Source organism: Amycolatopsis sp. cg9, assembly GCF_041346945.1.
Lineage (GTDB): Bacteria > Actinomycetota > Actinomycetes > Mycobacteriales > Pseudonocardiaceae > Amycolatopsis.
The window spans coordinates 8264509-8285741 of sequence record NZ_CP166850.1; the positions used below are offsets into that span (position 1 = coordinate 8264509).

Annotated in this window: 28 protein-coding genes; 14 read left to right on the forward strand and 14 right to left on the reverse strand. The window is 72.5% G+C overall.

What is annotated here, in order from left to right; translation table 11 throughout:
- The first annotated feature begins 25 nt into the window (after window positions 1-25).
- The gene (locus AB5J73_RS38260) at window positions 26-652 is read left to right on the forward strand and encodes a UdgX family uracil-DNA binding protein (RefSeq protein WP_370963688.1); all 627 of its coding nucleotides are present in this window, start codon (window positions 26-28) and stop codon (window positions 650-652) included.
- Window positions 653-721: 69 nt separating this feature from the next.
- On the opposite strand, the gene ligD (AB5J73_RS38265) is transcribed toward AB5J73_RS38260, so the two are convergent.
- The 4 genes from ligD (AB5J73_RS38265) to AB5J73_RS38280 all read right to left on the reverse strand — a co-directional run bounded on the left by ligD (AB5J73_RS38265) (window position 722) and on the right by AB5J73_RS38280 (window position 3698).
- Window positions 722-1585, reverse strand: coding sequence for a non-homologous end-joining DNA ligase (gene ligD, locus AB5J73_RS38265; protein ID WP_370963689.1), 864 nt, complete (start codon window positions 1583-1585; stop codon window positions 722-724).
- Complete coding sequence (gene ligD / locus AB5J73_RS38270) at window positions 1582-2526, reverse strand: non-homologous end-joining DNA ligase (protein ID WP_370963690.1); 945 nt, start codon at window positions 2524-2526, stop codon at window positions 1582-1584. The genes ligD (AB5J73_RS38265) and ligD (AB5J73_RS38270) overlap by 4 nt, the downstream gene beginning before the upstream one ends.
- Window positions 2523-3440 carry a Ku protein gene (locus AB5J73_RS38275; protein ID WP_370963691.1) on the reverse strand — a complete coding sequence of 306 codons (918 nt, stop codon included), beginning with the start codon at window positions 3438-3440 and terminating at the stop codon, window positions 2523-2525. The genes ligD (AB5J73_RS38270) and AB5J73_RS38275 overlap by 4 nt, the downstream gene beginning before the upstream one ends.
- A gap of 63 nt (window positions 3441-3503) precedes the next feature.
- Window positions 3504-3698, reverse strand: a complete 195-nt coding sequence (locus tag AB5J73_RS38280; protein ID WP_370963692.1) for a hypothetical protein — start codon at window positions 3696-3698, stop codon at window positions 3504-3506.
- Between the two features lie 189 nt (window positions 3699-3887).
- Here AB5J73_RS38280 and AB5J73_RS38285 point away from each other — a divergent pair, with 189 nt between their 5' ends.
- Window positions 3888-4097, forward strand: a complete 210-nt coding sequence (locus AB5J73_RS38285; protein WP_370963693.1) for a hypothetical protein — start codon at window positions 3888-3890, stop codon at window positions 4095-4097.
- A 30-nt stretch (window positions 4098-4127) separates the two neighbouring features.
- On the opposite strand, the gene AB5J73_RS38290 is transcribed toward AB5J73_RS38285, so the two are convergent.
- Window positions 4128-4859 (reverse strand): ANTAR domain-containing response regulator, encoded by a 732-nt coding sequence (locus AB5J73_RS38290; RefSeq protein ID WP_370963694.1) that lies wholly within the window; start codon window positions 4857-4859, stop codon window positions 4128-4130.
- Between the two features lie 236 nt (window positions 4860-5095).
- Entirely contained in the window at window positions 5096-6058 is a 963-nt protein-coding gene (locus AB5J73_RS38295) for a TIGR03557 family F420-dependent LLM class oxidoreductase (protein ID WP_370963695.1), read from the reverse strand.
- 119 nt (window positions 6059-6177) lie between these two features.
- Between AB5J73_RS38295 and AB5J73_RS38300 the strand changes: the two genes are divergently transcribed.
- The 3 genes from AB5J73_RS38300 to AB5J73_RS38310 all read left to right on the forward strand — a co-directional run bounded on the left by AB5J73_RS38300 (window position 6178) and on the right by AB5J73_RS38310 (window position 7816).
- A complete protein-coding gene (locus tag AB5J73_RS38300; protein WP_370963696.1) occupies window positions 6178-6507 on the forward strand; it encodes a plasmid stabilization protein in 330 nt (109 codons plus the stop codon).
- 77 nt (window positions 6508-6584) lie between these two features.
- Window positions 6585-7028 (forward strand): anti-sigma factor, encoded by a 444-nt coding sequence (locus tag AB5J73_RS38305; protein WP_370963697.1) that lies wholly within the window; start codon window positions 6585-6587, stop codon window positions 7026-7028.
- A complete protein-coding gene (locus AB5J73_RS38310) occupies window positions 7025-7816 on the forward strand; it encodes a SigB/SigF/SigG family RNA polymerase sigma factor (protein ID WP_370963698.1) in 792 nt (263 codons plus the stop codon). Before AB5J73_RS38305 ends, AB5J73_RS38310 begins: the two co-directional genes overlap by 4 nt.
- A gap of 34 nt (window positions 7817-7850) precedes the next feature.
- On the opposite strand, the gene AB5J73_RS38315 is transcribed toward AB5J73_RS38310, so the two are convergent.
- Window positions 7851-9347 carry a CHAD domain-containing protein gene (locus AB5J73_RS38315; protein ID WP_370963699.1) on the reverse strand — a complete coding sequence of 499 codons (1497 nt, stop codon included), beginning with the start codon at window positions 9345-9347 and terminating at the stop codon, window positions 7851-7853.
- Window positions 9348-9471: 124 nt separating this feature from the next.
- Between AB5J73_RS38315 and AB5J73_RS38320 the strand changes: the two genes are divergently transcribed.
- Both AB5J73_RS38320 and AB5J73_RS38325 read left to right on the forward strand, forming a co-directional pair.
- Entirely contained in the window at window positions 9472-10014 is a 543-nt protein-coding gene (locus AB5J73_RS38320; RefSeq protein ID WP_370963700.1) for a hemerythrin domain-containing protein, read from the forward strand.
- 38 nt (window positions 10015-10052) lie between these two features.
- Window positions 10053-10853, forward strand: coding sequence for an ANTAR domain-containing protein (locus AB5J73_RS38325; RefSeq protein WP_370963701.1), 801 nt, complete (start codon window positions 10053-10055; stop codon window positions 10851-10853).
- A 3-nt stretch (window positions 10854-10856) separates the two neighbouring features.
- Here AB5J73_RS38325 and AB5J73_RS38330 read toward each other — a convergent pair whose 3' ends face one another.
- The 3 genes from AB5J73_RS38330 to AB5J73_RS38340 all read right to left on the reverse strand — a co-directional run bounded on the left by AB5J73_RS38330 (window position 10857) and on the right by AB5J73_RS38340 (window position 12777).
- Window positions 10857-11321 carry a hypothetical protein gene (locus tag AB5J73_RS38330; protein ID WP_370963702.1) on the reverse strand — a complete coding sequence of 155 codons (465 nt, stop codon included), beginning with the start codon at window positions 11319-11321 and terminating at the stop codon, window positions 10857-10859.
- Between the two features lie 69 nt (window positions 11322-11390).
- Window positions 11391-12230: an aldo/keto reductase gene (locus AB5J73_RS38335; RefSeq protein WP_370963703.1), complete on the reverse strand. Its 840-nt coding sequence runs from the start codon at window positions 12228-12230 to the stop codon at window positions 11391-11393.
- A gap of 85 nt (window positions 12231-12315) precedes the next feature.
- Window positions 12316-12777: an SRPBCC family protein gene (locus AB5J73_RS38340; protein WP_370963704.1), complete on the reverse strand. Its 462-nt coding sequence runs from the start codon at window positions 12775-12777 to the stop codon at window positions 12316-12318.
- A gap of 117 nt (window positions 12778-12894) precedes the next feature.
- On the opposite strand from AB5J73_RS38340, the gene AB5J73_RS38345 reads away from it, so the two are divergent.
- The 3 genes from AB5J73_RS38345 to AB5J73_RS38355 are packed head-to-tail and all read left to right on the forward strand — an operon-like array spanning window position 12895 to window position 13873.
- Window positions 12895-13308: a phage holin family protein gene (locus AB5J73_RS38345; RefSeq protein WP_370963705.1), complete on the forward strand. Its 414-nt coding sequence runs from the start codon at window positions 12895-12897 to the stop codon at window positions 13306-13308.
- On the forward strand, window positions 13305-13610 hold the full coding sequence (locus AB5J73_RS38350; RefSeq protein WP_370963706.1) for a DUF3618 domain-containing protein: 306 nt from the start codon (window positions 13305-13307) through the stop codon (window positions 13608-13610). Before AB5J73_RS38345 ends, AB5J73_RS38350 begins: the two co-directional genes overlap by 4 nt.
- Window positions 13607-13873: a DUF4235 domain-containing protein gene (locus AB5J73_RS38355; protein ID WP_370963707.1), complete on the forward strand. Its 267-nt coding sequence runs from the start codon at window positions 13607-13609 to the stop codon at window positions 13871-13873. The genes AB5J73_RS38350 and AB5J73_RS38355 overlap by 4 nt, the downstream gene beginning before the upstream one ends.
- Before the next feature lie 39 nt (window positions 13874-13912).
- On the opposite strand, the gene AB5J73_RS38360 is transcribed toward AB5J73_RS38355, so the two are convergent.
- On the reverse strand, window positions 13913-14281 hold the full coding sequence (locus AB5J73_RS38360) for an STAS domain-containing protein (protein WP_370963708.1): 369 nt from the start codon (window positions 14279-14281) through the stop codon (window positions 13913-13915).
- Between the two features lie 178 nt (window positions 14282-14459).
- Here AB5J73_RS38360 and AB5J73_RS38365 point away from each other — a divergent pair, with 178 nt between their 5' ends.
- On the forward strand, window positions 14460-15764 hold the full coding sequence (locus tag AB5J73_RS38365) for an NAD(P)/FAD-dependent oxidoreductase (RefSeq protein ID WP_370963709.1): 1305 nt from the start codon (window positions 14460-14462) through the stop codon (window positions 15762-15764).
- Window positions 15761-16309 carry a hypothetical protein gene (locus AB5J73_RS38370; RefSeq protein WP_370963710.1) on the forward strand — a complete coding sequence of 183 codons (549 nt, stop codon included), beginning with the start codon at window positions 15761-15763 and terminating at the stop codon, window positions 16307-16309. The genes AB5J73_RS38365 and AB5J73_RS38370 overlap by 4 nt, the downstream gene beginning before the upstream one ends.
- 4 nt (window positions 16310-16313) lie before the next feature.
- Here AB5J73_RS38370 and AB5J73_RS38375 read toward each other — a convergent pair whose 3' ends face one another.
- The 3 genes from AB5J73_RS38375 to AB5J73_RS38385 are packed head-to-tail and all read right to left on the reverse strand — an operon-like array spanning window position 16314 to window position 18315.
- A complete protein-coding gene (locus AB5J73_RS38375) occupies window positions 16314-16748 on the reverse strand; it encodes a VOC family protein (RefSeq protein ID WP_370963711.1) in 435 nt (144 codons plus the stop codon).
- A 50-nt stretch (window positions 16749-16798) separates the two neighbouring features.
- Entirely contained in the window at window positions 16799-17428 is a 630-nt protein-coding gene (locus AB5J73_RS38380; protein WP_370963712.1) for a hypothetical protein, read from the reverse strand.
- Window positions 17425-18315 (reverse strand): LysR family transcriptional regulator, encoded by an 891-nt coding sequence (locus tag AB5J73_RS38385; protein ID WP_370963713.1) that lies wholly within the window; start codon window positions 18313-18315, stop codon window positions 17425-17427. Before AB5J73_RS38385 ends, AB5J73_RS38380 begins: the two co-directional genes overlap by 4 nt.
- Window positions 18316-18396: 81 nt before the next feature.
- Between AB5J73_RS38385 and AB5J73_RS38390 the strand changes: the two genes are divergently transcribed.
- The gene (locus AB5J73_RS38390; protein WP_370963714.1) at window positions 18397-19689 is read left to right on the forward strand and encodes a diaminopimelate decarboxylase; all 1293 of its coding nucleotides are present in this window, start codon (window positions 18397-18399) and stop codon (window positions 19687-19689) included.
- Between the two features lie 40 nt (window positions 19690-19729).
- Window positions 19730-21229, forward strand: coding sequence for an ArnT family glycosyltransferase (locus AB5J73_RS38395; RefSeq protein ID WP_370963715.1), 1500 nt, complete (start codon window positions 19730-19732; stop codon window positions 21227-21229).
- Window positions 21230-21233: the final 4 nt, after the last annotated feature.

Sequence of the window (21233 nt, forward strand, 5' to 3'; positions counted from 1 at the left end):
GGCCGCGCGGGGAACTTCGGGGCGCATGCCGGATTTCCGCGGTGCCGAACCGCCGGACACCACCGACCTGGGCAGGTTGCGGTCGGCGGCGTCCGGCTGCCGTGGCTGTGCGTTACACGAGGACGCCACGCAGACCGTCTTCGGCGAAGGCGCCGCCGGGGCGAAGGTCTTCGTCGCCGGCGAGCAGCCGGGCGACAAGGAAGACGTCGCGGGCGAGCCGTTCGTCGGCCCGGCGGGCAAGCTGCTGGACCGCGCGTTCGAGGAAGCGGGTTTCGACCGGGGGTCGCTTTACGTGACCAACGCGGTGAAGCACTTCAAGTTCAAGCGCGAGGGCAAGCGCCGCATCCACCAGAAACCGGGCCGCACCGAGGTGGTCGCGTGCCGTCCGTGGCTGCTGGCGGAACTCCGCGCGGTGCGCCCGGAACTGGTGCTGCTGCTGGGCGCGACGGCCGCGCAGTCGTTGCTGGGCCCGAAGTTCCGCCTCACCGAGCACCGCGGCGAGCCGGTCTCGCCACCGGCGGAGCTGGCCGAGCTGGTGCCGGCCGCGGTGGCGACGGTCCACCCGTCGGCGGTGCTGCGGGCGCCCGACCGGGATCAGGCGTACGCCGCCTTCGTGGCCGACCTGAAGGCCGCGGGCAAGCTGCTGGGCTGAAGGGGACGTTCCTCGCATCTGACGCGCTGAAGGGGACTTTCCTCGCATCGGATGCGCTGAAAGTCCCCTTCAGCCGACCTTGGCCAGCGCGGCCTCGGCGGACGCCGCGTGCCGGTCCAGGTCGCGCCACGGGTCGTCCTTGCGGGCCAGGCGCTGCTTCTCCTTCGTCAGGCTCCAGCCGCCGGGGTCGGCCTTGCCGAGTTCGTGCCAGTCCAGTGGGGTGGCGGCCGCCGCGCCGGGGCGGGCGCGCAGGGAATACGGGGCCACGAACGTCTGGGCGTAGCCGTTGCGGTTGGCGTCCAGGAAGATGCGGTCGCCGCGCTTTTCCTTGCGCTGGGCCGTGGTCAGGCGGTCCGGGTCGGCCGCCGCGACGCGGTCGGCCAGTGCCCGGGACAGGTCCAGCACGACCTCGGTGCCGGCCGTCGCGTCCAGAGGTGCCAGCACGTGGAAGCCGCGGCCACCGGTGGCCTGGACGAACGCCGTCAGCCCCGCTGCCTCGTACTCGTCGCGGATGCGGCGGGAAACCGCGCGCAGCTCCGCGACCGGGGTGCCCTCCGGTGGGTCGAGGTCCAGCACCAGCCGGTCCGGCCGGCCGGGTGCGTCCACAGTGGACAACCAGACGTGGAACTCCACCGTTCCCTGGTTCGCCAGGTACTCCAGCGTTTCGGCGTCGTCGCACACCACGTAGTCGTCGGTCCCGCCGTCGCGCCGGGGGACGCGCTCGACGCGGATCGAGTCCGGGAAGTGCTCGCCCGGGTGCTTCTGGAACCAGCCCGGCTTCGCGATGCCGTCCGGGAAGCGCCGCAACGTCAGCGGGCGGCCGCGCAGGTGCGGCACCATCACGTCCGCGACGGTCCGGTAGTACCCGGCGACGTCGCCCTTGGTCAGGCCGTCGTCCGGGTAGAACACCTTGTCCGCGTGCGAAATCTTCATGCCCGCTCCCGTACGACGTCCGCGGCCTTCTTGTCCTCGCGCAGCCCGGCGAACCGCGGGTGCCGCAGCCGCCCGTCGCGCGTCCACTCGGAGAAGTCGATCTGCGCCACCAAGTCCGGCCGGACCCAGTGCGCGCCGCGCTCCCGGACCGGGCCGGCGAACGGCGAGCCCGCGGTCTCCAGCTCCCGCAGCCGCGCGTGCAGCGACGCCAGCAGCCGCTCGTCGAAGCCGGTGCCGACCTTGCCCGCGTACTTCAGGCCGCCGTCTTCGTGGTAGCCGAGCAGGAGCGCGCCGAAGCCGTGCCGCGCGCCCTGGGGGTCGGTGAAACCGCCGATGACGAGCTCCTGGCCGTGCGCGCACTTGAACTTCAGCCAGTCGGGTGACCGCCCGTGGTGGTACGGCGCGTCGGCGCGCTTGGCGATGACGCCTTCCCAGCCCCGCCGGCAGGCTTCCTCGAAGAACTTCTCGCCTTCGGTGTTGCGGTGCGCCGACAGCCGCAGCGGGTCGCCGAAGTCGAACGCGTCCCGCAGCAGCGCCTTCCGCTGCCGCAGCGGCAGGCCGGTCGTGTCGCGGTCGTCGAGGTGCAGCAGGTCGAACAAGTAGTAGTAGACGCGGACGCCGGTCGCGCGGGCGCGGTCCGGGTCGCTCACGTGGATCCGCGGCTGGAGCGCGGCGAAGCTCGTGTTCGCCCCGTCGAACGCGACGATCTCGCCGTCGGCGACGAAGCGCGGGCCGCCGCGCGCGGCGAGGGCCTCGACGATCTCGGGGTAGGCGTCGTCCATCACCTTGTGGTTGCGCGAGTACAGCGTCGGCGCACCGGCGTCGCGGACGCAGATCGCGCGGACGCCGTCCAGCTTGCGCTCGAAGATCCAGTCCTCGCCGGAGAACCGGCGGTCGGTGAGCGTGGCCAGGGTGGGCTCGCGCCAGCCGGGTCCGGTCACGAGGCCTTCAGCGCCTTTTCCAGCTCGGCGCGCGTCATCTTCGACCGGCCCTTGACGCCCTGCTCGCGGGCGAGCTTCTCCAGGTCCGCCTTGGACAGGTCGCCGAGCTCGCGCTTGGCCGGCTTCTTGCCGCCGCCCTTGCGGTTCTTCACGCTGCGCGACAGCGCCTCGAAGAGGTCGACGACGTCGGCCGAGGGCTCCGGCTCCTCCTCGTGCGTGATCTCCTTGCCCGCCTCTTTGGCCTTGATCAGCTCTTCGACGCGCTTCGAGTACTCGTCCCGGTAGACCTCGGGCTTCCAGGGCGCGGTCATCTCGTCGACCAGCGCGAGCGCCATGTCGAGCTCCTTGGGCCGCGGCTTCGGCAGCTCGGGCAGCTTGCCCATGACGTCCTTCGGCTTCCGCAGGTCCGCGACGAAGTGCAGGGTGTTGAGCACCATGACGCCCTCGCCGGCGCGGACCGCCGCGAGGTACTCCTTGCCGCGCAGCACGAACTTCGCGACGCCGGCCTTCTCGCTGCGGTCCATCGCCTGCAGCAGCAGGCCGTACGCCTTGGCGAAGTCCTCCTTCGCCGGCTTGAGCCAGTACGTCTTGTCGAAGAACCACGGGTCGATGTCGTCGAGCTCGACGAACTGCTCGATGTCGATCCGGCGCGAGCGTTCGGGCGCGATCTCGTCCAGCTCGTCCGGCTCGACGAGCACGTGGTCGCCACCGCCGAGGTCGTAGCCTTTGACGATCTCGTCCTGGCCGACCTCGTCCCCGGTCCGCTCGTTGACCCGGCGGTTGCGGATCCGGTCCGACGTGCCGCGTTCGAACTGGTGGAAGTGGATCGTGTGGTCCGCCACCGCGGGGTACAGCTCCACCGGGACGGTGACCAGCCCCAGGCTCAGCGCGCCGCTCCAAACCGGTCTCGCCATGTCGACCTCCTCACGGGCAGCGATACCCGTGCGGCGGCTCCCCGAAACTCAGCGTGACGGGTGTCAGGCCACTTCGCTCGCGCGGCCACCGCGGTGCAGGCCGAGCATCTCCAGCAGCCGCGCGCAGTCCTCCGGGTCCTTGGCCCGGGCCGCGACGGCCAGCGCCGCCTTGTGCCGGGTGCGCTCCTGCTCCGGGGAGTCACCGCCCTCCAGCAGGAGGTCCGCCACCGGTCGCAGGTCGTTCCGCTTGTCTCGCATCTCCGCTCCCCTCCGGGCATCCGCCTGTGCGTCCTCGCCGGCCGAATACCCCGGATCACTCCGTGAAACACAGGAGGCACCGGACGGCGTTCCGGAGACACCGGACGTTAGGCCGAACGAGTGAATTCGCCCGGTGCGAGCCCCGGAGACGGCAAGGTAGGTGAGACCCACGTCACACCAGGAGGCCGGATGGGCACCCAGATCCGCATCAGCCGCGAAGACGGCTCACTCCCCTGCGAGGTCTGCGGCTTCCCGACGATGCACGTGGCGAAGGTCGTCGCGGACGACGGGACGGTGCTCGGCCGCACGCTGGTGTGCACGACCTGCCAGCTCGGCCGGAACCGCCAGGAACCGGCCGCGGAGCCGGACGCGCCGCCGGGCGAGGTGCCGGCGAGCTGACAGCGTCGTTCAGCGCGCGGTGAGCGGGGCTCACGCCGTCGTCGTCGCCACCGCCGCCACGAACTCCGCCGCCACCTCGTGCAGCTTGCGGTTCCCGTCCTGCGACCGCTTCACCAGCCGCTGGAAGGCCTCCTCCGCCGTGATCCGGTGCGCGGCCATCAGGATCCCCTTGGCCTGGTCGATCACCGCGCGCGTCTCCAACGCCCGGTTGAGCTGGTCGACCAGCTCACGAGCCGCGAAGTACCGCCGCGCGCTGCGCAGGCCGAACACCACCGTCGCCGTGTACAGCTCCAGGATCTTCGTGCCGAGCTCGCTGAAACCGTGCTCGCCGAAGCCGAAGAGGTTGACCGCGCCGGACATGTCTTCGTCGACCGTCAGCGGGGCGGCCAGGAAACTGGCCACGCCCAGCTGCTCGGCCGACGTCACGAACTGCGGCCACAGGTCCCCCACCGCCCCGACGCCGACCCGGACCGGCTGGCCGGTCTCGGCGGCGCGCAGGCACGGGCCGTCGCCGATGCGGTACTGCTCGCGGTCGAAGTTGACCGCTCGCTGGTCGGTGCTGGCGACCGTTTCCGGTACGCCGTCGCGCACGAGGGTGATGCTCGCCATGTCGGCTCCCGGCACCACGTGCACCACGTGGTCGCAGACCGCCTGCAACATCTGGCCGAGGTCGAGCTCGGTGTCCAGCATCGCGGTCAGCGACTCCATCGCGACCGTGACTTCGTCCAGCCGTGCGGTGAGCTGCTCGTGGCCGCCCGTCATCCTGGTGACGCCCCTCATCCTTTGCTCAGGGCGCTCAAGACCAGGGAGGACCCGGGCGCGCGCCACTAGTGGGCCGCTAGCGCTTTAACGGGTCCAGCGCGAGATTACTGCATCGCGATCGGCGCGGGCGCGAGCGGTCACCGCGGCGGCGCGCCGCGCGGCCGTTCGGAGCAACGGCGGTCGCGCGACGCGGGCAAGTCCACTTCGGACAGGCGAGAACGGGGCGCGCCCGCCCGTCAGCCGCGCAGCGCCGGGAGCAGCTCCTTCTCGGCGAAGTCGAGGAAGCCCTCCTGCTGGTCGCCACCGATCTGGACGAGCGCGACGTCGGTGAAGCCCGCCTTCTCGAACTCGCGGACACCTTCGACGATCGGCTCGACGCCGGGGCCGCAGGCGATCGAGCCGGCGACGTCCTCCTCGCGGATGAACTGCGTCGCCCCGGCGAACCCGGCCGGGCCCGGCAGCTCGGCGTTGACCTTCCAGCCGCCGGCGAACCAGCGGAACTGCTCGTGCGCGCGCTTCACCGCGGCCTCGCGGTCGGGGCCCCACGAGATCGGCAGCTGCGCGATCTTGCGGGTCGGCGGCCCGAGCCGGGTCGCGTCCCACTCCTGCGCGAGCTCGACCTTCGGCTCGACGGCGATCATCGCGTCGGCGACCGGGGCGAACCGCCGCACCGACTGCGAGCCGGACACGGCGACGGCGACCGGCGTGCGCTTCTCCGGCAGGTCCCACAGCTTCGCGGAGTCGACGCGGAAGTGCTTGCCCTCGTAGTCGAAGTACCCGCCGTCGAACAGGCCGCCGATGATCTGCACGGCCTCGGCGAGCATGTCGTGCCGGACGTTGGCCGGCGGCCAGCCGCGGCCGACGACGTGCTCGTTGAGGTTCTCGCCCGCGCCGAGCCCGAGGGTGAACCGGCCGGCCGAGAGCGCCTGCACGGTCGCCGCCTTCTGCGCCACCACGGCCGGGTGGTACCGCATGATCGGGCAGGTCACGTACGTCATCAGCTCGACGCGCTCGGTGCTTTGGGTGACCGCGCCCAGCACGCTCCACGCGTAGGGCGCGTGCCCCTGCTCGGCCAGCCACGGCGAGTAGTGGTCGCTCATCACTTCGAAGTCGAAGCCGGCGGCTTCCGCACCGGCGGCGAACCGGACCAGTTCGTTCGGCCCGGTCTGCTCGGTCATCAGGGTGTAGCCGATCCGCATCGGCGCCTCCTCTCGTCAGCCCGTCGCGTACCCGGCCGATGCGGCAGGCAACCACCCGGGAACGACGTTTACCGGGTGATCAACCGGGTACCCGTACCCGCGAGGAGAAGGGAGCGGTCATGCCCCAGTCGTGGAGCGGCAAGCGCGAACGCCAGTACGAGCACATCAAGGACTCCGCCGAAGACCGCGGCGCGAGCACCGGGCGGGCCAAGGAGATCGCGGCCCGGACCGTGAACAAGAACCGCGCCCGGTCGGGCGAGTCGCGCCAGGCGAGCAAGACGTCGGTCAAGGACAAGTCCCCGCAGCAGCGCGGCGGCGAGCGGTCGGGCAACCGCAAGGGCCCGGGCGGGCCGACGAAGGACCAGCTCTACAACGAAGCCAAGCAGAAGAACATCGACGGCCGTTCGAAGATGACCAAGAAGGAACTCGAACGGGCGCTGGGCCGGTGACGCTGCGGCCGATGAACGACCCCGAATCCCCCGAACCCCGAGTGTCAGCGTTCCCCCAGATGGGTAGTACCTCCGGCATGGAAGAAACACGTGGCTCGTTCGGCGGCAAACCGACCGTCGACGAGATGCTCGACGAGCTGGTCGAGCTGCGGCTCCCCGCGATGGCGGAGCAGATCCCCCTGGTCCGCATGCTCACCCACGGCGTGGTCTCGCGCGCGGATTTCGGGCTGGACGCCATCGCCGACGCGAAGATGGCCGTCGACGAGGCGTGCGCTCAGCTGGTCCAGCTCGCCGAGCTCGGTTCGCAGCTGCACTGCCGCTTCCGGCTCGCGGTCGACGGGCTGCACGTCGTCGTGTCGACCCGGTCGACCGAAGCGCGCCCGCCGAGCGACCGCACGTTCGGCTGGCACGTCCTGACCACGCTGAGCCGCTCGGTGACCGCGCACTGCGACGTCCTCCCCGGTGGCGGCGCGGGCATCGTCACGATCGAACTGGTGCTCAACCCGGGCACGAGCGCGTGAGCGGCGAGCGCAAAACCGTCCTCCACCGCCCGGACGAATACGCCCACTGCGAGCCGTTGTTCGCGGAGCTGGGCGAGCTCGACGCCGACGACCCGCGGCGGGACGCCGTCCGGAGCAAGCTGGTGACCGAGCTGCTGCCGCTCGCCGAGCACATCGCGACGCGGTTCTCCGGCCGCGGCGAGCCCCGGGAGGACCTGGTCCAGGTGGCGCGGATCGGCCTGATCAACGCCGTCGACCGGTTCGACCCCAGCCGGGGCCACGACTTCCTGTCCTTCGCGGTGCCGACGATCATGGGCGAGGTCCGCCGGCACTTCCGCGACACCGGCTGGTCCGTGCGCGTCCCCCGCCGGCTCAAGGAACTGCACCTGTCGCTGAGCCAGGGCTCCGCGGCGCTCTCGCAGCGCCTGGGCCGTGCCCCGACGCCGACGGAGCTGGCCGAGCACCTGAGCCTGGACGTCGACGAAGTCCGCGAGGGCCTGATGGCGGGCAACGCGTACCAGGCCCTGTCGGTCGACAAGCCCGTTCACGACGACTCGGAAGCGCTGTCGCTGGCGGACACGATGGGCGAGCCGGACCACGAGATGGCGATGGTCGAGAACCACGAGGCCCTCCAGCCGCTGCTGCAGGAACTGCCCAAGCGCGAGCGCGCGATCCTGGTGATGCGGTTCTTCGGCGGACTGACCCAGACCCAGATCGCCGACCGCGTCGGCATCTCGCAGATGCACGTTTCCCGGCTGCTGTCGCAGACCCTCGAGCAGCTGCGCGGCAAGCTGACCGGCGAAGGTTAGGCGGCGGCCGGCCCGGTCCGGGCCGGCCGCGATGTCACCCCTTCCGCAGCCGCCGCCACTCTTTCGCGAACTGCTTCCGCAGCCGCTCCGCCCGCTCGGTGTCCTGGGCGTGCAGCATCCCGAAGGTGAAGGTGTTCTGTCCCTCGCCGTGCCCGGCGATGGCGAGGTGGCGCAGGACATCCCGGCCGATCACGGTGTCCTGGTGCGCGCCGAGCGTCTGCTGGACCGCCTTGACGTTCTTGCGCCACTTCCGCACCTTCTTGCCCGACACCGGCTTCACGGTGTCAGCGGCGTACCGGGCCCGCTTCGCCTTCTTCCGGACGTCGTGCAGGGCGTGCGCCAGCTCCTCGCCCGCGAGGCCGTGGGTGGCCGCCTCAGCGCGGGTCAGCTTCCGGGCCGCCTTGCGCAGCGGCTTGCGCAACCCGGCCTTCGCGGGCCTGCGCGCCTTGGCGGTCGACGGCGGGTCCGTCACCACGGCGTCCAGCTTGCGCAGCAGCGCGCGGTAGCGCTTGCCGGTCAGCGCCGTCAGCGCCCGCTCGCGCCCCTCCTCCGCCTCGCGGGCGAAGTGGCGGGTGAGGAACTGGCGCAGCGGCCCGAGCACCAGCTCCGGCGGCACTTCGTCGAGCTGTGCGCGCAGCCGCTCTTCGGCGACTTCGGCGTCCCTGGCCGGGGCCAGCTGCCGCCCGAGCCACTGCAGCTCGCCCGCGAGACCCGCGGTCCTCTCCGTGCCGAGCACCGGCTCGAAGGTGCGAAGCGTGCTCCGCAGCTTCCGGGCCGCGACGCGCATCTGGTGCACGGAATCCTCGACGTCGAGCCGCACGCCGACGTCCGCGCGGCGCAGCCGGGCCGCGTGCTCGCGCAGCGACGCCACCACCACGTCCCCCGCCGACGGCTTCTTGCCGAAGCGCGGTGGCGCCGGGACGCGGTCGCCGACCAGGCGGCGGAGCTTCGACGACCACGGCGAGGCCGAAGCGCCGGCTTCGCCCAGCGCGCGGTCGAACTCCTCGAGCAGGCCGGGTTCGGTGCCCGGGTCGAGTTCCAGCTCCACCTCGCGCCACTCGTCCAGCCGCGCGGCGTCCCCGCCCGCCTCGCCGGTCACGTGGTCGTCGGTGAGGGTCGCGATCGTGCGGCCGTCGGCGTCCGCCAGCCGGTGGGCGAAGCGGTCGGTGCGCAGGTGCGCGATCGGCATCAGCTTCTCCCCCAGCGTGTACGCGCGCACCAGGCGCCGGAACCGGCCCGGCACCTTGTGGACGTCGCCGCCCAGCGGGAGCTGGATCTCTTGCCGCTCGTCGGCCGAGACCGGGAGCTTGAGGTGCCAGCCCGCGTCGTGCCCGCCGACGCGGCGCCGCAGCGTGATCCCCGCCGCCGCGAGCCGGAAGCCCTCGGTGTCGTAGTAGGACGCGTCGAGGATCTGCTCGACCGGATCGTCCTGCGCCACCACCCCCGCCACGCCGATCAGCCGGGGTACGCCGGTGCCCGCCACGATCTCGTACTTGCGTTCGCGCTCGATCACCGACGACGGCGCTGCCATGGTCGTCCTCCCTGGGGTCCGGTTCTCCTTGGTGCATACCCGGCGCGCGGTCCGCCGACACGGGATTCGGCGCGCGAGCAGCGGGTATCCGTGCCGGAAACCCGAGCCCGGACCAGGAGCGTGCATGAACGGCAGCCACCCCGCAACCGACCTGACGATCGTCCTCGCCGGTGACCACCGGGAGCTCGACCGGCTCTGCACCGAGCTCGAACTCGGCCAGGGCAGCCCGGAGAACCGCAAGGACCTCTCCGACCACCTGATCGCGGCGCTGGTCCGGCACACCGTCGCCGAGGAGCCCTTCCTCGACGGCGAAGGCGACCTCGCCGAAGCGGACCGGCTGATGCGGCAGCTGGAGGGCGCGGGACCGCAGGAGACCCGCTTCGAGCGGCTGCTGGGCGGGCTCATCCGCGCGGTCCGGCGGCACGTCCGCGACGAAGGGCCCGCGGCCGTGACCGAGGTGCGGCGCCGTTGTTCCCCCGAACGGCGGGACACGCTGGGCCGGGCGGTCCTCGAGGCCAGGGACGCCGCCGCGACGCTGCCGCACCCCGACCTGGCCGACCGGGTGCCGCCGGCCGGGCGGCTGTGGCCGGGGCCGGGGTTCGTCGACCGCGCGAGAGCGGCGTTGCGCGGGCCGGGGCGCGACGAGAACGCATCGGCATCGGGTTGAATGGGTCCGTCACCCCATCACGGACACAGTGAGGACCGATGAGCGTCAGCGAAGAGGAGTGGGCCCGGGACCGGGCCTGGTTCGGGCAGGACGGCGCACCGCCGCCGGGCCCCTTGGCGGGGCAGTTCGCCGACCTCACGCGGACGCTGCTCGACGTGACCCCGACGGTCGGCGGCGTGCTCAAGCTCGTCGTCGGCGCCGCGGTCGCGATCGTCCCGGACGCCCACCTGGTCAGCGTCACCCTGCGCGACCCCGACGGCCGGTTCCACACGCCGGTCGAGACCGATCCCGTGGCCCTGGAGCTCGACCAGCTGCAGTACGACCACGGCGAAGGCCCGTGCGTGGAGTCGGCCCGGCCGGACGGCCCCGCCATCGGCTGGTCCCAGGACGTCGGCCGCGACCCGCGCTGGCCGTCGTTCGGCCCGGGCACGGCCCGGCGCGGCTACCACTCGGTGCTGGCGACGGCGCTGGTCCCGGACGCCCGCCCGCCGCGGCTGTCGGGGGCGCTCAACATCTATTCGCGCACGCCGGGGGCGTTCGACCGCCAGGCCATCGACACCGCGCTCCTGCTGGCCACCCACGCCTCGCTGGCGCTGGCCCACACCGAAGCCGTCGCCGCGGCCGAGCTGGAATCCGAGCACCTGCGCCGCGCGATCGACAGCCGCGACGTCATCGGCCAGGCGAAGGGCATCCTGATGCAACGCCGCGGCATCACGGCCGACGAAGCCTTCGACGTGCTGCGCCGCGCGTCCCAGGACCTGAACGTGAAGCTCGCCGACCTCGCCCGCACCCTCGCGACCCGGCACACCGAGGTCGACCTGCCGGCTCGCGAGGGCTGAGCCTCACTGCGCCGAGTAGGGCGACCGGTGCTCCAGCGACGGGCTGACCTCCGGGTACCGGCCGTCCTGACCCGGCACCGGGGTCACGGTCGGGGTCTGCGGCTCCACCCGCTGCTGGCGGCCGCCGCGCTGGACGACCGCTTCGACTTCCTGCTCGCCGCGGATGCGGGCCAGCACGCCGAGGGTGATCGCGTGGGCGATCGCGAGGATCAGGAGCAGGACGCCGAGGCGGCCGACGACACCGGGCAGGTCGCTGTCGCCCATGTCGATGGTCGAGATCAAGGCCAGCACACCCAGCGTCGCCAGGTGGAACAGCACCGTGACCAGGCGGGTCATCGAAGCGCCCGCCGCCGGATCGCCGTAGGAGTTCTCCAGGTACCGGCGGCCGCTGCGGTAGATGATCTGCCCGTCGATGAGGACCAGCGCGATGCCGATCGCGAGGAACGACAGATACGCGTTCGTGGTCATGCCGGACGCTCCTTCCAGGGGGACCTTGCCGGGGGAATACCCTCGGCGTCGCTCAGGGAAACGCCGCGGTCACCCCGTGAAAGCGTCCGGGTCCGGTCCGGTGCGCCGGCCCGCGTCGAGCTCGCCGATCGCCGCCATGTCCTCGTCGTCGAGTTCGAAGCCGAAGACGTCGATGTTCTGCCGGATCCGGTCCGGCGACGACGACTTGGGGAACACGATGTTCCCGAGCTGCAGGTGCCAGCGCAGCACGACCTGCGCGGCCGTCCGCCCGTGCTTGCGCGCCAGGTCGGTGAGCACCGCATCGTCGAGCACTTCGGCCTGCGCGAGCGGGCTCCACGCCTCGGTCGCGATCCCGTGCTCCCGGTGGTACGCGCGCAGGTCCGGTTGCTGCAGCGCGGGGTGCAGCTCGATCTGGTTGACCGCGGGCACCGTGCCGGTTTCTTCGGCGAGCCGGTCGAGGTGCGCCGGCTGGAAGTTCGACACGCCGATCGCGCGCGCCTTGCCCGCGCGCAGGATCTCCTCGAAGCCCTGCCACGTGCGGACGTAGTTCTCCTTGTGCGGCAACGGCCAGTGGATCAGGTACAGGTCGACGTGGTCGAAGCCGAGCCGCCGCAGGCTGCCTTCCAGCGCGGTGATGGCGTTGTCGTGGCCGTGCGCGTCGTTCGCCAGTTTCGTCGTGACGAAGACGTCTTCGCGTTTCAAGCCCGATTCCGCGATTCCCGCGCCGACGCCCGCTTCGTTCCGGTACATCTGCGCGGTGTCGACGTGGCGGTACCCGGCTTCGAGGGCCGTTCGCACGGCCTGCGCGGTTTCTTCCGGCGGGATCTGGAAAACGCCGAACCCGAACTGCGGGATCCGCACGCCGTTGTTCAGTGCGACGGTGGGAACGTCGGCGGTGGTGGTCGTCATGCTGGCGGCCTACCCGGGGTTCCCGGACGCGAAACACGGCGGGGCGGCCGTCCGCCGCCCCGCCGCGTGATTCACCCTGATCGGGTTAGCTACCCGGACGCTCCACGTCACCGCGCCAGCCGCCGGACTCCCGGCCCTGCCGCTCGATGAACTCCTTGAAGCGCTTCATGTCACCCTTCACCCGGCGGTCGAGCACGCCCAGCTTGTCGGCGACGTTCTCGGCGAACCCCTCCGGGTCGATGTCCATCTGCGCGGTGACGCGCGTGTGCGCGTCGCCGAGCCGGTGGAAGGTGATGACGCCGGCGTGGTCCGGCCCGGAATCGGACGTCCACGCGATCCGCTCGTCGGGGTGCTGTTCGGTGATCGTCGCGTCGAATTCGCGCGTCACGCCACCGAACCGCGTCACCCAGTGGGTGTGCGTGGCGTCGAGCTGGCGGATCTGTTCGACGCCTTCCATGAACCGGGGGAATTCCTCGAACTGCGTCCACTGGTTGTAGGCGGTCGAAACGGGGACTTCCACGTCCACGATTTCGGTGATCGTGCTCATGCACTCCTCCTGCTCGGTGGTGGAATTCCCCGGCTACCCGGTGGTGCGGCGGTCAAACCCGGCGTGATTGACCCGCCGCGCGCCGGGTACCCGGCGGTCAGGTGAAGGAGGTGTTCCGTGATCGAAGAGGTGAACCGGAAACCGCCGGCGGACCGCTCCGTCGGCGAACTGGTGACGGACTTGACCGGCGAAGTCAAACGACTGGTCCGGGACGAGATGCGGCTCGCGGTCTTCGAACTGCAGCGCAAGGGCAAGAAAATGGGCTTCGGCGCCGGGCTGTTCGGCGCGGCGGGGCTCTTCGCGCTGTTCGGCGCCGCCACGCTGGTCGCCGCCGCGGTGCTGGCGCTGGCGCTGGTCGTGCCCGGCTGGCTCGCGGCGGTGATCGTCGCGGTCGCGCTGTTCCTGGTCGCGGGCATCGCGGCGCTGGCCGGCAAGAAGGAAGTGACCCAGGCGGTGCCGCCGGTGCCCGAAGAAGCGATCACCGGCGTCCGCGACGACGTCGACACCGTGAAGCAAGGGGTGCGGACATGAGCGGCGACTTCCCGAAGAACGCCGAGGAGGCGCGGCTCGACCGGGACACCACCCGGGAAGAGCTGACCGAGACCCTGGAAGCGCTCGGGCAGAAGCTCGACGTGAAGACCCGGGTCAAGGAGAACGTCGACGAGAAGCTCGACGTGGCGACCGCGAAGGTCGCCGACGTGACGAACGAGCCGACCGCGGTGAAGTTCCGCCAAGGCGCCGACGCCGTCCGCGCCAACCCGGTGCCGGTCTTCGCCGGGGTGCTCGGCCTGCTGATCGTGATCCGCCTGATCGTGCGCCGGAGGAATTCGTGAACAAGGTGCTGTACAAGCCGCTCAGCTGGGTGGTCGGCGCGCTGGGCGGCGTCCTCGCCGGCCAGGCGTTCAAGCAGGTCTGGAAGCGCGTGGCCGGGGAGGACGACGCCCCCGACGCCACCGACCGCGACTACACCTGGCAGCAGGTGGTCATCGCGGCGGCGGTGCAGGGGGCGATCTTCGGTGCCGTCAAGGCCGCCACCGAGCGGGCGGGTGCGGTGGGCTACCGCAAGGCCACCGGCGACTGGCCGGGCGACGACTGAGCACAGTGGACGGACACGGGAGGGGTGGCCGCCGCGCGGTCACGCCTCCCGGCCGGGCTCGGTGGTGAGGCCGACGAGGGCGGACCCCACACGCGGGTGGGTCTTCAGCACCAGGTCCGCGCCGGTCGCCTCCAGCGAGCGCGTCACCGCGTGGCCGCCGACGACGACGGCGAGGTCGAGACGGTCGTTCGCCTGCAGCAGCGACCGGACGCCGGCGCAGCTGAGGAAGGCCACCCGGGTCAGGTCGGCGACGACCCGCTCACCCGTGGCCAGTGCTTCGTCGAGGGTGCCGACCGTGGCCGCGTCGATGTCGCCCACCAGGGTGACGACGCGGACCCCGCCCGGGCGCTCGGTGGTGGTGGCGGTCAGGCCGGCGGGTTCGTAAACGGTTCGGAAGATGTCGTGCATGGCGCTCCCTTTCGCAGCGTGCAGGGGCGCTGACCGGAGCACGTGTCTGAACAACAGCCAACACCCTGACCGTACGCCCCTGTGCCGAGAGGTCAACCCCGCGGGTTTCCCGGCCTCGACCTCGGGTAATCGACCGGCGACGAGATCAGGACGAGATCCGGTCGAGGAAAGGGGATCCATGCGTGTCGTGATCGTCGGCGGCGGCTTCGCCGGGTACAACGCCGCGAAGAGCCTGCGCAAAGAGGCCGGCGAGGACGTCGAAGTCGTCGTGCTGAACCCGACGGACTACTTCCTGTACCTGCCGCTGCTGCCGGAGGTGGCCGCCGGGATCCTGGACCCGCGGCGGGTCGCGGTGTCGATCCCCGAAACCCTCTCCGGGGTGCGCCTGGTGCTGGGCACCGCGACCGGCGTCGACTTCGATGCCCGCACGGTCGCCTACACCGACCCGGAGGACGGCGAGCACGAGATCCGCTACGACCGGCTGGTGCTGGCCGCGGGCAGCGTGAACAAGCTCCTGCCGATCCCCGGCGTCCCCGAGTACGCGCACGGCTTCCGCGGCGTGCCGGAGGCGCTGTACCTGCGTGACCACATCACGCGCCAGATCGAGCTCGCCGCCGCGGCGGACGACCCGGCCGAACGCGACGCGCGCTGCACGTTCGTGGTGGTCGGCGCGGGGTACACCGGCACCGAAGTGGCCGCGCAGGGCCCCGCGTTCACCGCCGCGCTCGCCGCGCGCCACCCCGAGCTGGACGGGCAGCCGATCCGGTGGCTGCTGCTGGACGTCGCCGACCGGGTGCTGCCGGAGCTGGCCGAGCGGCTGGGGCGGACCGCCGACGAGGTGCTGCGCTCGCGCGGCGTCGAAGTGCTGATGAAGACGTCGGTGGACAACGCCGACGCCAAGGGCGTGACGCTGACGAACGGCGACTCGGTGCCGACCCGCACGCTGGTGTGGTGCGTCGGCGTGCGGCCGGACCCGCTGGTGGCCGGCCTCGGCGTCGAAACCGCCAAGGGCCGGCTGGTGGTCACCGAGCGGCTGACCGTGCCGGGCCGCGACGACGTGTTCGCCTGCGGCGACGCGGCCGCCGTCCCCGACCTCACCCGCCCCGGCCAGTACACCGCGATGACCGCGCAGCACGCCGAGCGGCAGGGCAAGCTCGCCGGGCGCAACGTCGCGGCGTCGCTCGGCTACGGCCGCCCGGGCACCTACCGGCACCACGACCTCGGCTTCGTCGTCGACCTCGGTGCCGGCGCGGCCGCGGCGAACCCGTTGCACATCCCGCTGTCCGGGCTCCCGGCGAAGTTCGTGACGCGCGCCTACCACCTGATGGCGATGCCGGGGAACCGGGTGCGCACCGCCGCCGACTGGCTCCTGGAGCGGCTGACCGGCCGCCAGACCGTCCAATTGGGACTCGTCCGCTCGGGGTCCGTGCCGCTCGACACGGATTCGCCGGAACTCCCCCGCCGTGGAAAGGATTCCCGATGACCGTCGACCCGCTGCGCTCCGCCGGCCCGCCCGTGGTGATCGCCGGTGATCCGGCGGGTGCCAAGGTGATCGTCCTCGACCCGTCGGGCGCGGGGAGCCACGACGAGCTGCCCGGCAGCTGGCGGCCGCTGGCGGAGGAGCGCGCGGTCTTCTGGTGCCGCCTCCCGGCGGGCGGCGCGCTCACCGAAGCCGACGACCTCCTCGGCGACGCGGGCCCCGCCGACCCGGAGATCACGGTGGTGGCCAGCGGCCCGTTCGCGGCGGGAGCCCTCCAGCTGGTCGAACGCCACCCGGGCGCGGCGGCCCAGCTCCTCCTGGTCGACCCGGCCGCGGACGCGTCCCTCCCGGCCGGCGACGCGAGGGCGGCGAACGAAGCCTGGCTGGCGGAGCACGACGAGGCCATCGCGAAGCTGCGGGAGGCCGGGACGGTGGTGCGGGTGGTGGCGTCGAGCAGCGACGGCCCGGAAGACCGGGTACCGCCGCCGTTGCCGCTGGGCCACCCGCAGGTGGTGGCGGCGGTCCGGATGGCTCTCGGCGACCGCTAGGCCGTCAGTCGAGGCAGAACTCGTTGCCTTCGACGTCCTGCATCACGATGCACGACTCGTTGTACTCATCGGCGTACAAGGTCTGGAAGTGACTGGCGCCGAGCGCGATCAGCCGGTCGCGTTCGGCCTCCAGCGCGGCGAGCCGCTCGGCGCCCCGCAGCCCGGTGCCGACCCGCACGTCGAGGTGGACCCGGTTCTTGACGACCTTGCCTTCGGGAACGCGCTGGAAGAACAGCCGCGGACCTTCGCCCGTCGGATCGGCGCAGGCGAACGCCGCCCCCTGCCGCTCGGCCGGCAGCGACCGATCGAAGTCGGCCCACGTGGCGAAGCCGGACGGCGCCGGCGGGACGACGTACCCCAGCACCTCGCACCAGAACCGGGCGACACGCTCGGGTTCCGCGCAGTCGAAAGTGATCTGTACCTGCCTGATCGTCCCCATCGGACCACCCTAACTTCGGCGTCCACGGGTTTTGCCGAAGGGGGTCCGGCTCAGTTCCGGCCGAACCAGGGGCGCAGGTCGTAACTCCGGTCGCAGTACCGGTCCGCCGCCCGCTCGCGCTCGGCGATGTTCGCCGGGACCCCACCGCGGAACAGCGCGGACAGTTCGATCATCGTGAACGCGCCGCCGGCTCCGGCCGTGCCGTCGCGCGGCGGCACCGGCACGTCGATCCCGAGCACCACGCCTTCGCGGTGGTAGCGCAGGTAGAGGCGCAGCGCGGTGAGCTCGTGGCAGGAGAACCCGGCCAGGCCGAACACCTCGTTTTCCAGGTCCGCCGGGGTGCCCCCGACGAACCGCACGGGTGCTCCGTGGAACCGGTGGTCCGCGCGGTCGTCGGCGAGGTATTCGTCCCGGTGGCGGTGGACTTCCCGGATCGCGTCGATCGCCCGGTTCCAGGGGACCGCGGTGCCGTCGGTGCGGAACAGCGGCAGTTCGATGCCGTACCGGCGATCCGGGTCCTGGTCCGGCATGAGCCCGGCCAGCAGGCGCATCGGGGACTGGCGGACCACCGCGCACACCGCGGGCGCCGACCGGTCGCCGAGCGTCGAGGTGAATTCCAGCAGGCGAGCCAGGATCGTCCGGTACGCCCAGTCGGCCCGCTCCGCGCCGACTTCGGTCACGGCTGCTCCGCCGCACCGCGGGCCAGCGCCACGAACCCCCGCACCACCGGGGAACCCGCGTCCGCCCGCCAGGCCAGTCCCAGGTCGATCCGCGGCACCGGATCCTCCAGCCGTCGCAGCGCCACCCCGCGGCGCCGCAACCCGCGTGCGCGGTGCTCCGGGACCGCCGCGATGCCCGCGCCCTCCGCGACCGCGCGCATCAGCTGCTCGTCCTCCGGCTCCTCCCGGACGATCGGCGGCAGCCCGCCCGGCCAGACCTGGCCGCTGATCGCGTCGTACTGGCCCGGGCCGTTCCCGCGCGGCCAGAACACCACCGGCTCCGCCGCGATCCACGCCCGCCGCACGCGGCCCCGGCGGCGGGCCAGCGCGTGCCCGGACGGCAGCGCGATCAGCACCTCCTCCGAACCGACCACCGCGACCTCGAGGTCCGGCGCGTCCACCGGCGGCCGCACGAACCCGAGGTCGATCTCCCCCGCGCGGAGCCGGGCCACGTTGAAGCTCGTCCAGCCGGTCTCCAGCGCCAGGGAGACCGCCGGGTACCGCGCGCGGTAGGCCGCCACCAGGTCGCCGGCCAGGGGGCCCGGAGCCGAACGCGTGTAGGCGATCCGCAGCCGTCCGGTGTGGCCGCGGCCGGTCGCCGCGATGACGCCGCGGGCGCGGTCGAGGCGGTCGAGCAGGTCGCGGGCCTCCGCCGCCGCCACGCGGCCCGCCTCCGTGAGCGCGAACCGGGGACCCGAGCGGTCGAGCAGCGCGACGCCCAGCTCCGCTTCGAACGCGCGGATCTGCTGGCTCAGCGACGGCTGCGACACGAACAGGCGGGCCGCCGCGCGCGTGAAGTGCATCTCCTCGGCGAGCACGGCGAAGTAGTGCCATCGGCGCAGGTCCACCCAGCCACTATAGGCCTGGCCTATGACACCAGTGGGATGAAGTCTTGGACCGGCGCCACCCGGGCGCGCTGTCCTGGGAGCGTGAACCGCACCGAACGCAAGCTCCGCGCCCTCGCCGCCGGCCACGACCTCGTCGACCCGGTCGCCGGGTTCGTCGACCTCGCCGGGATCCGCGAAGCCGTCGAAGACCTTACGAAGGCCTTCGCGCCCCTCGGCCGCGTCCAGCACACGGTCGCCGTCAAGGCGTGCGGCCTCGCGCCGCTGCTGCACTACCTCGGCGACCTCGGGGTCGACGCCGAGGTCGCGAGCCCGGGCGAGACGGCCGTCGCCGAAGCCGCCGGGGTGCGCGGCCCGCGGCTGGTCCTCGACTCCCCCGCCAAGACCACCGCCGAGCTCGCGCACGCCCTCGCCGAGGGCACCGCGATCAACGCGGACAACTTCCAGGAGCTGGCCCGGCTCGACGACCTCGTCGGGACCGCCCCGCGCTCGGTGCTCGGCGTGCGGATCAACCCCCAGGTCGGAGCCGGGTCGATCGGCGACACCAGCACCGCGACCACGACGTCGAAGTTCGGCGTTCCCCTGCGGGACGACCGGGACCTCCTCAAGGCGGCGTTCGCGCGCCGCCCGTGGCTGACCCGGCTGCACGTCCACGTCGGCTCGCAGGGCTGCCCGCCGGAGCTGATGGCCGACGGCGTCGCCGCCGTCCACGGACTCGCCGAGGAGATCAACGCCGAAGCCGGGTACCGGCAGGTCACGAGCATCGACCTCGGCGGCGGGCTGCCGGTGAACTTCGAGTCCGACGAGCATGGGCCCACTTATTCCGATTACGTCGCGACGCTGCTGGCCAAGACCCCCGCCCTGGCCGGCGGGCGCTACGGCTTCGTGACCGAGTTCGGCCGGTCCCTGCTGGCCAAGAACGGGTTCCTCGCCACCACCGTCGAGTACACGAAGGTCGCCGGCGGGCGGCCCATCGCCGTGACGCACGCGGGCGCCCAGGTCGCCGCCCGCACCGTGCTCCAGCCGGAGCACTGGCCGCTGCGGCTGACCGCGCTCCACGCCGACGGCACGCCCAAGACCGGGCCCGGGGTGCCGCAGGACATCGCCGGTCCGCTGTGCTTCGCCGGCGACCTCCTCGCCCGCGAGCGGCCGCTGCCGCTCCTCGACCCCGGCGACCTCGTCGTCGCCCACGACACCGGCGCGTACTACTTCGGCGCGCACTACGCCTACAACACGCTCCCCCGCCCGGCCGTGCACGGCTTCACCGTGTCCGAGCGCGGCGAAGTCCGGTTCACGCCGATCCGCCGTGCGCAGACACTGGCCGAGCTGGTCGCGGACGCCGGCGGCGAATACGCCGGATCGCTCCCGGCGGCGTGATCACCGGCGTACGATCCGGGCACGCCGAGGGGAGACTGCCATGGGGGCCGGCCGGTCATCGGAGCTGCCGCGATTCGCCGCGCTGCCGGTCGGGCTCGTGGTCGCGGGTCAAGCCGCCGTGCTGACCGCGTTGTCCGGCCGCTACGGCTTCCACCGCGACGAACTGTACTTCGTCGCGTCGGGCCACCGCCCGGACTGGGGTTACGTCGACAACCCGCCGCTCACGCCGTGGCTCGCCCGCGCGTCGACGGCGGTGTTCGGCGAAACCCCCACCGGTCTCCGGGTCGTCGCGACCTTGCTGGGCCTGGCGACGGTCGTGGTCGTCGCGCTGATCGCCCGCGAATTCGGCGGTGGCCGCGGGGTCCAGCTGTTCACCGCGGTCGCGACGGCGTTGTCGTCGTACGTCCTGGTGGTGTCGCACATGCTGGCCACCAACTCCGCGGACCTGCTGCTCTGGTCGCTGATCGCGCTGTCCGGGCTGAAGCTGCTGCGCACCGGCGACGGCCGGTGGTGGCTCGCGGTCGGTGCCGCCGCCGGGCTCGGCCTGGCGAACAAGTGGCTGGTGCTGCTCCTGCTGTCCGGGCTCGGCGTCGGCGTGGCCGTCGCCGGGCCGCGCCGGGTGTTCCGGACCTGGTGGCTCGCCGCCGGGATCGGGCTCGCCGTCCTGCTCGCCGCGCCCGTCGTGGCCTGGCAGGCAGCGCACGGCTGGCCGATGCTCACCGTCGCCGGCGGGATCAGCGAAGACGACGGCGCGGAGAACCGCGTGCTGTTCGTGCCGATGCAGCTGGTCCTGCTCTCGCCGGTGCTGGTGCCGGTCTGGCTCGCCGGGCTCGTGCGGCCGTGGCGCGAGCCGGGGCTGCGCTGGGCGCGTGCCCTCGCGATCGCCTACCCCGTGGTCTGCCTCGAACTGCTGGTGGTCGGCGGGAAGCCGTACTACTCGATCCCGGTGCTGCTGCCGCTGGTGGCGCTCGGCGCGGAGCCGGTGCTGCGGTGGCTGGGCCGGGGCCGGGCGATCCGGCGGGCGCTTTCCGGCGCGGCCGCCGCGGTCTGCGTCGCCGTGTCCGTCCTCATCGGGCTCCCCGTGGTGCCGCCCCCGGCGCTCGACGGCGTCCTGCTGGCGCTGAACAAGGAACCCGGCGAGCAGGTCGGCTGGCCGGACTTCGCCGGCAGCGTGGCCGGCGCGTGGCAGCGGATCCCGGAGACCGAGCGGGACACCGCGGTGATCCTCGCCGGCAACTACGGCGAAGCCGGGGCGATCGAGCACTACGGTCCCGAGCTCGGGCTGCCGCGGCCCTATTCGCCGCACATGTCCTACGCGGACTGGGGGCCGCCGCCGGACCGGCTCGTCGGCCCGGTCCTGCTGATCGGGCGGATCGACCGCGACGCGCCCGCGGCCAAGCTGATCACCGGCTGCCGCGCGGTCGCCAAGCACCACAACGCCGACGGCGTCGACAACGACGAGGAAGGCGTCGTGCTCTCGCTGTGCACGCTGACCCGGCCGTGGTCCGTCGCGTGGCCCCAGCTGAGACTTTTCTACTGAACGG